Consider the following 14,312-nt stretch of genomic DNA (forward strand, 5'->3'; position numbering starts at 1 on the left):
ATATATGACGCAGGCCGTGGATTGCCCCTAGTATCCCCTCCTGTATTCCCTACCCTGCGTGCCCCACCGTGAGCCATCTGATCCTGGTGGACGACGACCTCGAAGTCCTCGCCCTCTTGCGCAAATTCCTCGAACAACATGGCTACAGCGTCGATGTGGCCGCCGACGGCAACGCCCTCTGGCAAGCGGTGGAACGGCGCCTGCCGGACCTTATCATCCTCGACGTCATGCTGCCCGGCGACAGCGGCCTGGTGCTCTGCCAGCGGCTGCGCGCCGAACACACGGTGGGCATCATCATGCTCACCGCCATGGGCGAGTTGAGTGACCGCGTCGTCGGCCTGGAGCTGGGGGCGGACGACTACCTGACCAAGCCGTTCGACGCACGGGAGCTGCTGGCCCGGGTGCGTGCCGTCCTCCGGCGTACCGGCGACGCCAAGGGCGCGCTCGGCGACAACACTCGCCTGGTCCTGGAGTTCGAAAACTGGCAACTGGACGTTGCCCGCCGCGAATTGCGCTCGCCGGAAAAAGTCATGATTCCGCTGTCCACCGGTGAGTTCGAGCTGCTGCTGGTGTTCGTCGAACACCCGCGTCGGGTGCTCAGCCGCCAGCAGTTGCTGGACATGGCCCGAGGCGAGACTTACGACGCATTTGACCGCAGCATCGATGTCCAGGTCAGCCGGTTGCGTCGCAAACTGGAAACCGACATCACCGGTGCGTCCATGATCCGCACCGTTCGCAACGGTGGCTACCTTTTCAGCCCCCATGTGGTGAAACGATGAAGCCGAAGCGTACGGGCACTCGTCGTCCTCGGGATACCCTGGCGCGCTGGATCGCCCTGACCACCCTGGTTGCCATGCTGACCCTGCTGGCGCTGAATGCACTGTTCAGCCTGCTGGCGGGAGCCTGGGCCCGCCCTCCCCTGATGGAAACCGGCCTGATCGAAAAAATCGCCGCCATCACCCGCATCATCGACTCCGTGGCGCCCGAACAACGGCCGGCCATTGCCAGGGCGGCCAGTGACCGGCTCTTCAGCACGCAATGGCTGCAACACCATGAAGACGCCCGGTTACCGGTGGTCGACGATCCGGAATACAGCGACGGCGCAACCCTGCTGCGCCAGCAACTGGGCAGGCCCGATGCACGGATAGAAGGCTACGAGCCGAGCGATTGGCCCGCTGACCAGCCCGGCGGACGCTACGCCGCGATGATCGAGTTGTCCGATCATTCGTGGGTGATGTTTTCCCTACCGGCACGCAGCTGGGGCCTGGAGGAATGGGAGCGCAACCTGATCATCATCGCGCTAATCCTGTTGTCGGCATTTATCGTCGCGCTGGTTGCCACCCGACACCTGGCCGCGCCCCTGGAACGTTTCGCCGAAGGCGCCAGGCGTTTCGGCGTGGACCACCAGGCACCACCCATTCCCGTCGTCGGTCCCTACGAAATCCGCCAGGCCATTCTCGCCTTCAACGCCATGCAGGCCCAGCTCAAGCACTTCATCGAGGATCGCACGCAAATGCTCGCCGCCATCTCCCATGACTTGCGTGCACCCTTGACCCGCATGCGCCTGCGCGGGGAGTTCATCGAGGACACCGAGCAGCAATCCCGGCTGTTCAGGGACGTGGACGAGATGCAGGCGATGATCAATTCGGCCCTGGAATTTTTCCGCGACGACGCACGGCTCGAACACCCCACCGCCTTCGACCTGGCTGAGCTGCTGCACACCGTCGTCGATGATTTCAAGGACGCCGGCAGCGAGGTTGCCTTCGATGGCGCCCCTCGCTTCGTCTACACGGGCCGGCCCATCGGGCTCAAGCGCGCGTTGGTAAACCTGATCGACAACGCGATCAAATATGGCGGCGAACCCAGTGTTCAACTCAAGGCCTGGGACGATCATGTGGAAATCCATATCCTGGATCGAGGCCCGGGCATCGCGCCCGAGTTCCGCGAGCAGGTCTTCACCCCGTTCTTTCGTCTCGAAGGTTCACGCAACAAGAATACCGGTGGCGTCGGGCTGGGCCTCTCGGCGGCGCGGGCGACGGTGCTCGAGCACGGTGGGACGCTGGCCCTCGATAATCGGCGCGATAGCGGGTTGCAAGTGAGGGTTTCGCTGCCATTGAACTGATCGCCCAAGGGGCCGTCGGCAAACAAAAAGCCTGAACAACCGCTGCCTTCCCCGGTAGGATGTCCGGCCTTTCGGCCTGGACCCGCCCTGGAATTGCCCCGATGATCCTGATTGTTTACGCCCACCCCTACCCCGACCAGTCGCGGGTCAACCAGCAGATGCTCGAGCGGGCGTCCAGCCTTCCAGACGTGGTCGTACGTTCCCTCTACGATCTCTATCCGGACTTTGACATCGACGTCGAAGCCGAACAGCGCGCCGTCGAGCAGGCACACCTGGTCGTCCTCCAGCACCCGATGTACTGGTACAGCATGCCGCCCCTGCTGAAATTGTGGATCGACAAGGTGTTCACCCATGGTTGGGCGTACGGCAGAGGTACCACGGCCCTGAAGGACAAGGGCCTGCTGTGGGCCGTCACCACGGGTGGCGAGCCTGACCATTTCCAGATCGGCGCCCATCCAGGTTTTTCCGTGTTGGCCCAGCCCCTTCACGCAACGGCGGTCTACTGCCGCATGCGCTGGCTGGAGCCGGTCGTCGTCCACGGTGCCTATGCCGCCGAGTCGCAAACCCAACACGCACAAATCGAACACTACCGCGCCCGCCTGGCCTGCTGGAAGGAAGATTGAAATGGAGACTCACAGCCTGATCGAGATGCTCATCTACCTGGCCTCGGCAACCTTGATCGTGCCGATTGCCGTCAGGTTCGGCCTGGGCCCGGTGCTGGGTTACCTGCTGGCCGGGTGCGTCATCGGCCCGTGGGGGCTGAAGCTCATTACCGACGTCAAGGCCATCCTGGAATTCGCCGAAATCGGCGTCGTGCTGATGCTGTTCATCATCGGGCTTGAGCTCGACCCCAAGCGGCTGTGGGCGCTGCGACGGATGGTGTTCGGTGGTGGGGTCTTGCAGATGCTCGCCTGTGGCGTTGCGATCGCGGTGTTCTGCGCCGCCCTGGGCCTGAACTGGACGGCTGCGTTGCTGGTCGGCCTGACCCTGAGCCTTTCTTCCACGGCAATTGCCATGCAGGCGATGAATGAACGCAACCTGACGGCAACCGCCGTCGGCCGCAGCAGCTTTGCCGTGCTGTTGTTCCAGGACATCGCGGCCATTCCCCTGGTCGCCATGATCCCCCTGCTGTCGGCCCACGGCGAAACACCGTCAGGCACCGCCCTGGCGTTGTCGATCGTCAAGATCGTCGCGGCCATCAGCGTCGTCATCCTGCTGGGACGCTATGTGACGCGGCCATTGCTGCGCTTCGCCGCCCGCTCGGGCCTGCGGGAGATTTTCAGCGCCGTGGCACTGTTCCTGGTGTTCGGCTTCGGTTTTCTCCTGGAAGAAGCCGGCCTGTCGATGGCCATGGGCGCCTTCCTTGCCGGAGTGTTGCTGGCCAGCTCCGAATACCGGCATGCCCTGGAAAGCGACATTGAGCCGTTCAAAGGCCTGCTGCTGGGGCTGTTCTTCATCGGCGTGGGCATGTCGATCGACTTCGGCACCCTGATCAACGCACCGTTGAAGGTCGCCACCCTGACCCTGGGCTTCATCCTGATCAAGCTGCTGGTGATCAAGACCGTGAGCCGGTTTCTCAACGTACCCGCGGGCCAACGCTCATGGCAGGCGGTATTGCTGGGCCAGGGCAGCGAATTCGCCTTCGTGGTGTTCGGTGCCGCGACGCTGGCCGGCATCCTGACCGAGCAATGGGGCAAGAGCCTGACGCTGGCGGTGGCGCTGTCCATGTGCCTGACGCCCTTGCTGATCCTGCTGCTGGGTCGACTGGAGTCCGTCACCAAGAAAAACCGCCAGGAATCCGACCTCGTCGATCAGCAGAATCCACGCATCATCATTGCCGGGTTCGGTCGTTTCGGGCAGATCGCGGGACGTCTGCTGATGTCCTGCGGCGTCGAGGTGGTGGTCCTGGATCACGACCCCGACAACATCGAGACGCTGCGCAAATTCGGCGTGAAAGTGTTCTACGGCGATGCCACGCGCCTTGATCTGCTGCACGCGGCCGGCGCGGCCCAGGCCGTCGTGCTGATCAACGCGATTGACGATCAGCAGGACAATCTGACGCTGACCCGACTGGTCCAGGAGCACTTCCCCACGTTGAAGCTGATCGTGCGGGCGCGGGACATGGGGCACCTGATCACCCTGCGGCAGATGGGGGTAGAGGCGGCCGAACGGGAAACCTTCGAGAGTGCCCTGTCATTGGGCCGACGTGCGCTGATGCAAATGGGCGTCGGACCCTACGAGGCGCGCGAACGGGCGGATCAGTTCCGTCGCCTGAACCTGCAAATGCTGGAGGAAATCGTCGCCCAGCCGGAAGATGACCTGAAGTTCCGGCACGACGCCTACCGCCGCGCCAACGCGCTGCTCACGGACATGTTCAACGAAGATCGCGCCCGTCCCGTCGACCGCTGGCCTGAACATCATCGCAACGAAACGGATGAGGTCCGTAGCTGAGGTCTCACGGCGTCACACGCGACCGAACTGGCGCCGGTACTCCACCGGCGTCAACCCAGTCAGCGCCTTGAACATCCGTTGCAGGTTGGAACTGCTGCTGAAACCCAGCTCCGCGCCGATGCTGGCAAGGGGCAGCGAGGTCAGCGTCAGGCGCTCGCCCACCTGGTTCAACTTGATGCAGCGGGCATACGCGGCGACGGTCTGGCCCGTTTCGCTGCCGACCTTGCGCGCGAGCGTGCGCTCGGACATGGCGAGCCGGTCCGCCAGCGTCTTGACCGTGATCTGCTCTGCCGGCATCTGCTCGATCAGCCCGTGCAACCGGCGCAGCAACCCGTCGGGCTGTTGGATCAGGGCAATCCCCTGGAACGCTGCGTGAGGGACGGCCGGACGCGGTAGCACCATCAACCGGGTGATGTCGCGCAGTGCATCACGGCTGACACTTCGCTCGATCAGTTTTTCAGCGATGGGCAGATAACCGTTCACCCCCGAGGCGGTGGCGGTCCGCTCGTTGAACACGCAGTTCTGCTCGCTTTGCCAACGCACGTTGCGATACCGCGCTTGCATCGCCTGCGCCAGCCACCACGTCACCGTCGCGCCTTGCCCGTCCAACCGGCCGCCGGCGGCCAGCAGGCAGACACCCGTGCAATAGGCCCAGAGCTGCAGATGCCGCGCACGTTTCGACAGTGCCTTCACCAGCAGCGCCTGCCCGGCAACGACCGCATCCACCTGTTCGGCCGACTCGGCCCAGAAACCTGGAACCAGGATCGCCTCCAGGTCGATATTGCCCAGCGCGGCCTGCGCCTGGAGGCTGATGCCATGGGCGCACATCACCGGCCCCGCTTGCAGGGCGACATAGGTCGCCTCGAACAGCGCCCGCCCCCTTCTGCGATTGGCCGCGTGCAGCAGATCGGCGAAAGCGAACAGGCCGGCAGGCATGCAACCGGGGAACAGCAGTAGACCGATTCGGATTGTCTGGGGCATGGCATGAAATGAATCAACGATGTCAGATCCGGCCATTATGCCCATCAGTCCGGATCGGCACCATGGAGCCATTGTCCATGAAAGGAACGCTCCATGAAGATCCAGCAGATCCGCAACGCCACGATCATCCTTGAATCCGGCCCGTATCGCCTGCTCGTCGATCCGATGCTCGCCGGCAAGGGCACGCTGCCGCCGCTGCGACTGTTCGGCGCCACCCAGCGTAATCCGCTGGTGGAACTGCCGGCCTCTACGGCTGAAGACCTGGAGAGCGTCACTCACTGCCTGATCACGCACTGCCAGAAAGGCCATTTCGATCATCTGGACCGCGCGGCCAAACGGTGGCTGAGGGAAAAACAGATCCCTGTCATCTGCACGGCCCACGACGCCGGCTACCTCGCCAAACGCGGCTTGAATGTCCAGCCACTCGCCAAGGACCCTGACCAGGCCAACGGGTTTCTCGGCGGCACCCTGCGCTCCGTCCGGTGCACCCACGGACGCGGCCTGGTGGGCAAGCTGATGGAGCACGGCGTCGGGTACCTGATCGAGCTGCCCGGCGAGCCCAGTGTCTACCTCACCGGCGACACCCTGCTCACGCCCACCGTGCGCGAATTCGTGCTGCGCCATCAACCCCAGGTCAATGTGGTTCCGGCAGGTGGCGCGCGGTTCGATCTGGGCGGCGATATCATCATGGGGATTGAAGAAGCCATCGAGTTCACCCGTTTGTCCCGCGGAACCGTGATCGCCAATCACCTCGAAGCGATCAGCCATTGCCCGACGACGCGCGAAGCACTGCGCGAAGCGGCGGCAATGGCTGGGCTCGGAAACCGGATGCGGATACCCGACGATGGCGAGACGCTGGTGTTCCAGGCGACTTAGGCCAACGCGTCCAACTCGGCCAGCATCGGCGCCGGAATCCGCAGTTCGCTCGCCGTGAGGTTCTCCCGCAAGTGCGCCACCGACGACGTACCGGGAATCAACAGCATATTCGGCGCGCGCTGCAGGAGCCATGCCAGTGCAACGCACAGCGGTGACACCTCCAGGCGCGCCGCGACGCTCGAGAGGGCCTGCGATTGCAGCGGTGTGAAGCCACCCAAAGGAAAGAACGGTACGTAGGCGATGCCCTGCCGGCCCAGCTCGGCAATCAGTGCCTCGTCGTCCCGGTGGGTCAGGTTGTAATGATTCTGCACGCACGCCACCTTGGCGATGCCCTGTGCCTGCCTGACCTGCGAGGCGGTGACACTGCTCAGCCCCAGATGGCGGATCAGGCCTTGCTGCTGCAATTGGGCGAGTGCCGCGAACGGTTCCTCGATGCTCCTCTCGGTAGGCGCTTCCATGGCCCCCCAGAAGACCCGCAGGTTGACCACATCAAGGACGTCCACGCCCAGGTTACGCAGGTTGTCGTGCACCGCGCTGGTCAATTCGGCGGGGCGCAAGGCCGAGTTCCAGGAACCATCGGCACCCCGGCGGACGCCGACCTTGGTGACGATGACCAGGTCCTTCGAGTAAGGATGCAAGGCTTCGCGGATCAGCTGGTTGGTGATGTGAGGGCCGTAGAAATCGGCGGTGTCGATATGGTTGACCCCGGCTTCCAGCGCTGCGCGCAATACCGCAACAGCGGCGCTCGGGTCCTTGGGTGGCCCGAACACGTGAGGGCCGGCCAACTGCATCGCACCGTAACCCATGCGATTGACCTTGCGGTCACCCAATTGAAAGGTTCCGGCTTTGGCTGCGTTGCTCATCTCGTACCCCTTGGGTCAATGGAAGAGAACGCACTATAGGCGTTGACCATTTCATTGATAATCAGGTGCAATCGGCACAGGCTGTACGAGCGAGAGAACAATGACGACAGATCTTCAAGACTTGCTGGCCCTGGTGGCCGTGGTCAATGCAGGTGGTTTTCGGGAAGGCGCACGGGCCAGCGGTAGGTCCGCTTCAAGCCTCAGCGACGCGGTACGACGCGTGGAAACCCGCCTGGGCGTGCGCCTGCTCAACCGCACCACCCGCAGCGTGGTGCCGACCGAGGCCGGTGCCCGGCTGATGGAGCGCATCGTGCCGGCCCTGGGTGAAGTCGAATCCGCGCTGGACGTGGTCAACGAGTTCCGTGATCGCCCCTCGGGCACCCTGCGCTTGAACGTGCCGGTCAGCGCCGCGAGACTGGTGTTGCCCTCGATCATCACACCGTTCCTGAAAGCCTACCCCGACATTCGCCTGGAAATCGTCACCGAAGAGAGTTTCGTCGACGTGCTCGCGGCCGGTTGTGACGCCGGCATCCGCTACGACGAGCGACTTGAACAGGACATGATCGCCATCCCCATCGGCCCGCGGTTCCAACGCTGCGCAACCGCCGCCTCACCGGCATACCTCAATGCCCGGGGACGCCCCCGACATCCTCGGGACCTGCTCCAGCACGCCTGCCTGCGGGGCAAATTTCCCAGTGGGGCCATGCCGCTCTGGGAATATGAGCGTGACGGTGAAATCGTCAGCGTCGACCCCAGCGGTCCATTGATCTTCCGCGTGGCAGGCGCGGTGGACCTGGCAGTGCAAGCCGCGGTGGATGGGCTGGGCGTGATCTACCTGTTCGAGGATTGGTTGAAGCCCTATCTGGACAGCGGCGCACTGGAGCCGGTCCTGACGCCCTGGTGGCAGCGCTTCAACGGGCCGTTTCTCTACTATCCCGGCCGCCGCTACCTGCCCTCACCGTTGCGGGCGTTCGTGGATTTTATCCAGGCCAACCGGGATCCGGGATAGCGTGGGGGCATGGCATTTCGCAAGCTGACCCACCGCCATCGCGAGCAGGCTCGCTCCCACAGGGGATCTGGACCGACAAAAGATTTTCCTGTCGATTGAAGTCCCAGTGTGGGAGCGAGCCTGCTCGCGATGGCGGTGGCACATTCGGCGTCACAGCAAACTGATCCACCCCAACGCCCACTCATCCGCTCGCCTCGAGGATTATCGAACCAAGCCCGGTCGCCAGCGCTCGGAGATACATGACACCGGCCGATGACGGTGCATGCGGCGGTGGTTGAACCGCAACCCGGGCGTGTGTCTTCGGCCCAGCAGTGGGGCTCGCGCTGACACCAAGCGCGGGATCGAAAGAGGAAATCACGAAAGACTCGGCAAGGGGCGTTAGACTGAGCGTGGTTTTTGACCGATCCCCTACCCTTTTTCGAGCTAGAGATTTTCCATGGCAAACCCAGACATCACGTTCACGCCTGACCCGGACGTTGAGTCCATTTCCTCCGACGTCGCCGGCTTCGGCGGCCTGCTGGTTTCCACCCAGATCCCGACGCGCGCCGACGGCAGCCTGGAACTGGGCGACATCACCCTGCAGAGCGAGTGCACGTTACAGGCGCTCAAGACTGCACTGGAGCGCGCCGGCAGTTCCATGGACCGGGTGCTGCACCTGACCATCTACCTCACCGACATGACCGAACGCGCGGCCTTCAATGAAGTGTACAAACGCTTCTTTGCCAAGCCCTGGCCGGTTCGCGCCGCGATCGGCGTGGCGGCACTGGGGGTCGAGGGGATGCGGGTGGAAGTGACGGCGATGGCGGCGAAAGGCTGAAGGCACACTGCATGCTTGCGTGGGCGGCGAGCTCATGAACGCGGTGTGTCGGCTGGCTGGGATGTTGACTGTGCCGACGTCATCGCGAGCAGGCTCGCTCCCACGAGGAATTGTGTTAGATTCAGATGCCGCTTGATGCCAGGTCCATCGCGAAGTAGGTAAAGATCAGGTCCGCCCCTGCCCGCTTGATCGCGCCCAGGCTTTCGCGCACCACGCGGGCTTCGTCGATGGCGCCGGCCTGGGCGGCGAACTTGATCATCGCGTATTCGCCACTGACCTGATAGGCCGACAGAGGAAGGTTCGACGCCTGGCGAATGTCACGGATGATGTCGAGGTAGGCTCCGGCCGGTTTGACCATCAGCGCGTCGGCGCCTTCCTGCTCATCGAGCAGGGATTCGCGCAGCGCCTCGCGACGGTTCATCGGGTTCATCTGATAGCTCTTGCGGTCGCCCTTCAAAGCGCTGCCGCCCGCCTCGCGGAACGGACCGTAGAGCGCCGAGGCGAATTTGGTGGAATAGGCCATGATCGCCGTCTGGCTGAACCCGGCTTCATCCAGGGCCTTGCGAATCGCCTGGACCTGCCCATCCATCGCCGCGGACGGTGCGATCACATCGGTACCGGCGCGGGCCGCTGCCACGGCTTGCCGGCCCAGGTTGAACAGGGTCCGATCGTTGTCCACTTCATGCCCGTGAAGCACGCCACAATGACCGTGATCGGTGTATTCACAGAAACAGGTGTCGGACATCACGATCATTTCCGGCACCGCGTCCTTGCAGATCGCGGCCATGCGCGACACCAGGCCACGCTCGTTCCAGGTGTCGCTGCCGTCGCTGTCCAGATGATGGGACACGCCAAAGGTCATCACCGACTTGATGCCCGCACGAGCATATCGCTCGATCTCGCCGGCCAGTTTCGATTCAGGTATGCGCGCTACACCCGGCATGCTCTTGATCGGCACGAAGTCATCAATTTCTTCTTCGACGAAAATCGGCAGGACCAGGTCGTTCAAGGTGAACTCGGTTTCCTGGAAAAGGCTGCGCAGGCTCGCATTACGACGCAGACGGCGTGGACGTGCTTCAGGGAACTGGCTGGACATGGGACTCCTGGGCAAATGGGTGGAAATCACAGGGGACAAAGCTTATGCCCTGACCGACCAGGGCACAAACGTCGCTTGGAAAACAGAGTGTTACCGGCAGGGCAATAATCCGCTCACAAGCTCAGCGAGCCATTGATGCAGGTCACCACCGCACCGCCGATCCAGACGTCTTCGCCGACTTGCTCGACCTGAATCCGCCCGGCTCGGCCCATGGTCAACCCCTGGCTGACCAAATAAGACGACGGCGCCAACCCCTTGCCCAACATCCACTGGGCAAGCCCGGCATTCAGGCTACCGGTGGCCGGGTCCTCCGGCATGCCATCGCCGGCAATGAAACCCCGCACTTCAAATTGAGCCTCGGCGCCGTCCACCGCCGGATCCCAAGGTGCGATGACCCCCACGGCCAAATCCAGAAGTTGGCGATAGTCGGGCTTGAGCGTCAGCACCTGCTGGCGATCCTTGAGCATCAATGCCAGCCAACCGGCGCCGTTATCGACCCATTGCGCGTCGACAATCGCCTCGGCCGGCAGTCTCAGGCCACTGCGCACCCGCTCCAGCACATCAGCCTCCAGCGGACCGGACTTGAGCAGCGGCGGTGCCAGGAACGCCAACCCGCGTTCACTGCGCCGAATTCTTACCAGGCCTACGCCGCATTCCTGCACGATCTCCCGACCTTTCGGCACGCCGCCGGCTTCCAACCAGGCATGACAACTGCCCAGGGTCGGATGCCCGGCAAACGGCAACTCGGTCGACGTGGTGAAAATACGCACGCGGTAGTCCGCCTCCGGATGGCGCGGCGTCAACAGGAAAGTGGTTTCGCTGAGGTTGGTCCAGTTGGCAAAGGCGACCATCTGCTCATCACCGAGCCCATCGGCCCCCAGCACCACGGCCAATGGATTGCCCTTGAGCGGCACGTCGCTGAACACGTCCAGTTGCTTGAAATCGAATCGACGCGTCATCGCTTTGCTCATTCCGGAATCTTCAAGCCCCGAACCACGGCCGGCCGCGCCAGGAAGCGTTCCAGCACCCGCGTCACATTGGCGAAATCCTTGATGCCCACCAGATCGCCGGCCTCATAGAACCCGATCAGGTTGCGCACCCAGGGAAACGTGGCGATGTCGGCAATGGTGTAGCGCTCGCCCATGATCCAGTCACGTCCTTCCAGGCGACCGTCGAGTACCTTGAGCAGACGCTTGCTTTCCTCGACATAACGGTCGCGAGGTCGCTTGTCTTCATAGTCCTTGCCGGCGAACTTATTGAAGAAGCCCAACTGCCCGAACATCGGCCCGATCCCGCCCATCTGGAACATCAACCACTGAATCGTCTCGTAGCGCGCCGCCGCTTCCTGGGCCAGCAGTTGACCACTCTTGTCCGCCAGGTAAATCAGAATCGCCCCAGACTCGAACAACGCCAACGGCTGGTCGCCCGGCCCATGGGGATCAAGGATCGCCGGGATCTTGTTGTTGGGGTTGAGGGAGAGGAATTCCGGAGAGAGCTGATCGTTGCTGCCGAAATCCACCTTGTGGGGTTCGTAGGGCAGGCCGATCTCCTCCAGCATGATCGAGACTTTCACGCCGTTGGGGGTTGGCAGGGAGTAGAGCTGGAGCCACTCAGGGTATTGGGCGGGCCATTTTTGGGTGATGGGGAATGGGGTCAGGTTGGGCATGGGGAGCTCCACGGCGACTGGGAAAGGGTGGAGCATAATTCAGGATCGTTTTGGAGGCATCAGCAAAGGCCTCCTCACTCCGCTAAATCCAAAACGTCACGCTATTCACTCCGGCCGTTATTAATTCCGCAACATCCTGTCGCTAATGTTCACCCCATCTCACGGAAGAGAGCCGTGGCAGGATCGAACCAAAGGGCTTCAGGAGACTCAGAGCAATGCCCCAAGGAATCGAAGCGGCATAACGACAAGGAAAACACCCGAAGCCTGGACTTCGTGGTGCCAGGGTTTGTCAGCCTGACTCGAAGCCTGAATCGAGACAGCCGAAGAACACAATCCGATGATCAATCCTCTGAATTTTGCCAGACACCTGAAACGCCGTTCATGGCTGATGCTACCGACGCTGCTCGTGGTCTGCGGCCTGGTGCTGTCACTGGAGTCCAGCGTCAGTCGCGCCCAGCCGGTCGACGGCATCCAGACCCTGGTGTTCCTGCGCCACGCCGAAAAGCCCGCCGGTGGTCTGGGCCAGCTCAATTGCCAGGGCCTCAACCGCGCCATCGACCTGGCCACCCTGCTGCCGCAAAAATTCGGCAAGGCCGACTACGTGTTCGCGGCCAACCCTACCCGCAATGTCGAAGAGGGCGAGAAGGACAACTCCTATAGCTACATTCGCCCATTGATGACCATCAGCCCGAGCGCAATCAAGCTCGGGTTGCCGGTCAATATCGAGTATTCAGCCAACGACACCAGCGCCCTGGCCGACGAACTGCTGCACGACAAGTACCACAACGCTACCATCTACACGGCCTGGTCCCACGGCTACCTGCCGGAGCTGATCAACAAGGTGGCCGGCGAAGCCGTGGGCAAGAATCAGACCATTACCGAAGACTGGGCGTCGGGGGACTTCGATTCGCTGTACGTGCTGACCCTGACCTGGCACAACGGCAAGGCCAGCCTCTCCAGCCAGAGCTACAAGCAAGGCCTGGATAACGGGCGGAAAACCTGTCCGACGTAAGCGGCAGGTATCGCAGGAGCTGGCGAAGCCTGCGATCTTTTGATTTTGATCTTTCGCTTGAGATGCAATTGTCAGTGGAGAGATCGCAGCCTCGTTGCACTCGACAGCTCCTACGGGACGCAGCCCGGCGCAAGTCCCGTCGTCACAGCAGGCTTTTTCGCCACAGGGTATGATGCGCCCACATCCCTGTTGCCCGGACCTTCGCCATGTCTCTCTCTTCTGCCGCTCCCGTTCGGGGCTGGTCGTTCTGGTGGAAACCCGCCCTGTTCCTGCTGGTGGCCTGCGTCGGCCTCTACTACGTCAAGTGGTCGCCCTATTACCTCAAGGCGTTTGTCGCCGCCGATAACCACAGCATCGGCAGCTCGATCCTCAACGACGCACAGACCGCGCCGCTGATGGCCGCGCTGGCCTACGCCAAGGTGTACTTCCTAGCGATCTGGAAGGCGGCGGTGCTGGCGGTGATCCTCGGCTCCCTGTTGCAGGTGTTGATTCCCCGTGACTGGCTGTTGCGCCTGTTCGGCCAGGCCGGTTTTGCCTCGACCCTGCGCGGCGGGCTGTTCGCCCTGCCCGGCATGATGTGTTCGTGCTGCGCGGCGCCGGTGGCGGCCGGGATGCGTCGGCAGAATGTCTCGGTGGGCGCGGCGCTGGCCTTCTGGATCGGCAACCCGGTGCTCAACCCCGCGACCCTGGTCTTCATGGGCTTCGTGCTGGGCTGGGGTTTCACCGCCCTGCGGTTGGTGGCGGGCATTGTGCTGGTGTTTGGCGTGTCGATGGTGGCCCAGCGCATCGCCCGGCCCGACGTGCTGCCCGAGGCGGCCGTAGAAGCCGTGACCGAGGCCAGCGAGGCCGATGCACAGCCCTTCCTGACCCGTTGGGGACGGACCTTGTGGCAGTTGTTCTGGAGCACCATTCCCGTCTATGTGCTGGCAGTGCTGGTCCTGGGCGCGGCACGGGTCTGGCTGTTTCCCCATGTCGATGGCGCCATGGCCAACAGCCTGGTGTGGCTGGTGCCGTTGGCTATCGTCGGCACGCTGTTCGTGATTCCTACCGCAGCGGAAATCCCTATCGTTCAAACGATGATGACCCTGGGCATGGGCACCGGACCGGCCGTGGCGTTGCTGATGACACTGCCGAGCATCAGCCTGCCGTCGCTGCTGATGCTGCGCAAGGACTTCGATGCCCGGGTACTGGTGACCGTGGCGCTGTTGACCATGTTGGTCGGCATTGTCTGCGGGTTGGTTGGGGCGGTGTTGCTTTAAGGTTTCAAGACTGACATCGCCGCCGGATGATCCACCGCTATCGCGAGCAGGCTCGCTCCCACATGGGCCTGAGGTGATCGCAGAGGTGTCGTCCACTGCAAATCCACTGTGGGAGCGAGCCTGCTCGCGATAGCGGCAACCCGTTCCTACGAGGTCCCGA

Annotated in this window: 14 protein-coding genes; 9 read left to right on the top strand and 5 right to left on the bottom strand. The window is 62.9% G+C overall.

Annotated elements, in window-relative coordinates:
- Positions 1–68 precede the first annotated feature (68 nt).
- The 4 genes from LOY67_RS17700 to kefC all read left to right on the top strand — a co-directional run bounded on the left by LOY67_RS17700 (position 69) and on the right by kefC (position 4,573).
- Complete coding sequence (locus LOY67_RS17700; protein WP_265063723.1) at positions 69–779, top strand: response regulator; 711 nt, start codon at positions 69–71, stop codon at positions 777–779.
- Positions 776–2,122: a sensor histidine kinase gene (locus LOY67_RS17705; protein ID WP_265063724.1), complete on the top strand. Its 1,347-nt coding sequence runs from the start codon at positions 776–778 to the stop codon at positions 2,120–2,122. The genes LOY67_RS17700 and LOY67_RS17705 overlap by 4 nt, the downstream gene beginning before the upstream one ends.
- Positions 2,123–2,223: 101 nt before the next feature.
- Complete coding sequence (kefF, locus tag LOY67_RS17710) at positions 2,224–2,745, top strand: glutathione-regulated potassium-efflux system oxidoreductase KefF (RefSeq protein WP_265063725.1); 522 nt, start codon at positions 2,224–2,226, stop codon at positions 2,743–2,745.
- Position 2,746: 1 nt separating this feature from the next.
- Positions 2,747–4,573, top strand: coding sequence for a glutathione-regulated potassium-efflux system protein KefC (gene kefC / locus LOY67_RS17715; RefSeq protein ID WP_265063726.1), 1,827 nt, complete (start codon positions 2,747–2,749; stop codon positions 4,571–4,573).
- Positions 4,574–4,585: 12 nt separating this feature from the next.
- On the opposite strand, the gene LOY67_RS17720 is transcribed toward kefC, so the two are convergent.
- Entirely contained in the window at positions 4,586–5,554 is a 969-nt protein-coding gene (locus tag LOY67_RS17720; protein WP_265063727.1) for a GlxA family transcriptional regulator, read from the bottom strand.
- A 93-nt stretch (positions 5,555–5,647) separates the two neighbouring features.
- Here LOY67_RS17720 and LOY67_RS17725 point away from each other — a divergent pair, with 93 nt between their 5' ends.
- Positions 5,648–6,430 (top strand): MBL fold metallo-hydrolase, encoded by a 783-nt coding sequence (locus tag LOY67_RS17725; RefSeq protein ID WP_265063728.1) that lies wholly within the window; start codon positions 5,648–5,650, stop codon positions 6,428–6,430.
- Here the strand turns inward: LOY67_RS17725 and LOY67_RS17730 are convergent.
- Complete coding sequence (locus LOY67_RS17730; RefSeq protein ID WP_265063729.1) at positions 6,427–7,293, bottom strand: aldo/keto reductase family oxidoreductase; 867 nt, start codon at positions 7,291–7,293, stop codon at positions 6,427–6,429. The genes LOY67_RS17725 and LOY67_RS17730 overlap by 4 nt on opposite strands.
- A 100-nt stretch (positions 7,294–7,393) precedes the next feature.
- On the opposite strand from LOY67_RS17730, the gene LOY67_RS17735 reads away from it, so the two are divergent.
- Entirely contained in the window at positions 7,394–8,302 is a 909-nt protein-coding gene (locus LOY67_RS17735; RefSeq protein ID WP_265063730.1) for a LysR family transcriptional regulator, read from the top strand.
- A 436-nt stretch (positions 8,303–8,738) separates the two neighbouring features.
- A complete protein-coding gene (locus LOY67_RS17740) occupies positions 8,739–9,119 on the top strand; it encodes a RidA family protein (RefSeq protein WP_265063731.1) in 381 nt (126 codons plus the stop codon).
- 121 nt (positions 9,120–9,240) lie between these two features.
- Here LOY67_RS17740 and hemB read toward each other — a convergent pair whose 3' ends face one another.
- The 3 genes from hemB to LOY67_RS17755 form a co-directional block, all read right to left on the bottom strand.
- Complete coding sequence (gene hemB / locus LOY67_RS17745) at positions 9,241–10,215, bottom strand: porphobilinogen synthase (RefSeq protein ID WP_265063732.1); 975 nt, start codon at positions 10,213–10,215, stop codon at positions 9,241–9,243.
- Positions 10,216–10,328: 113 nt separating this feature from the next.
- On the bottom strand, positions 10,329–11,174 hold the full coding sequence (locus LOY67_RS17750; protein WP_265063733.1) for a PhzF family phenazine biosynthesis protein: 846 nt from the start codon (positions 11,172–11,174) through the stop codon (positions 10,329–10,331).
- 8 nt (positions 11,175–11,182) lie between these two features.
- Entirely contained in the window at positions 11,183–11,881 is a 699-nt protein-coding gene (locus LOY67_RS17755) for a glutathione binding-like protein (RefSeq protein ID WP_265063734.1), read from the bottom strand.
- Between the two features lie 337 nt (positions 11,882–12,218).
- On the opposite strand from LOY67_RS17755, the gene LOY67_RS17760 reads away from it, so the two are divergent.
- Entirely contained in the window at positions 12,219–12,893 is a 675-nt protein-coding gene (locus tag LOY67_RS17760) for a histidine phosphatase family protein (protein WP_265063735.1), read from the top strand.
- Positions 12,894–13,099: 206 nt separating this feature from the next.
- Positions 13,100–14,152, top strand: coding sequence for a permease (locus LOY67_RS17765; protein ID WP_265063736.1), 1,053 nt, complete (start codon positions 13,100–13,102; stop codon positions 14,150–14,152).
- The last annotated feature ends 160 nt before the right edge of the window (positions 14,153–14,312 follow it).

Origin of the sequence: Pseudomonas sp. B21-056, assembly GCF_026016325.1 — a bacterium.
Classification (GTDB): domain Bacteria; phylum Pseudomonadota; class Gammaproteobacteria; order Pseudomonadales; family Pseudomonadaceae; genus Aquipseudomonas.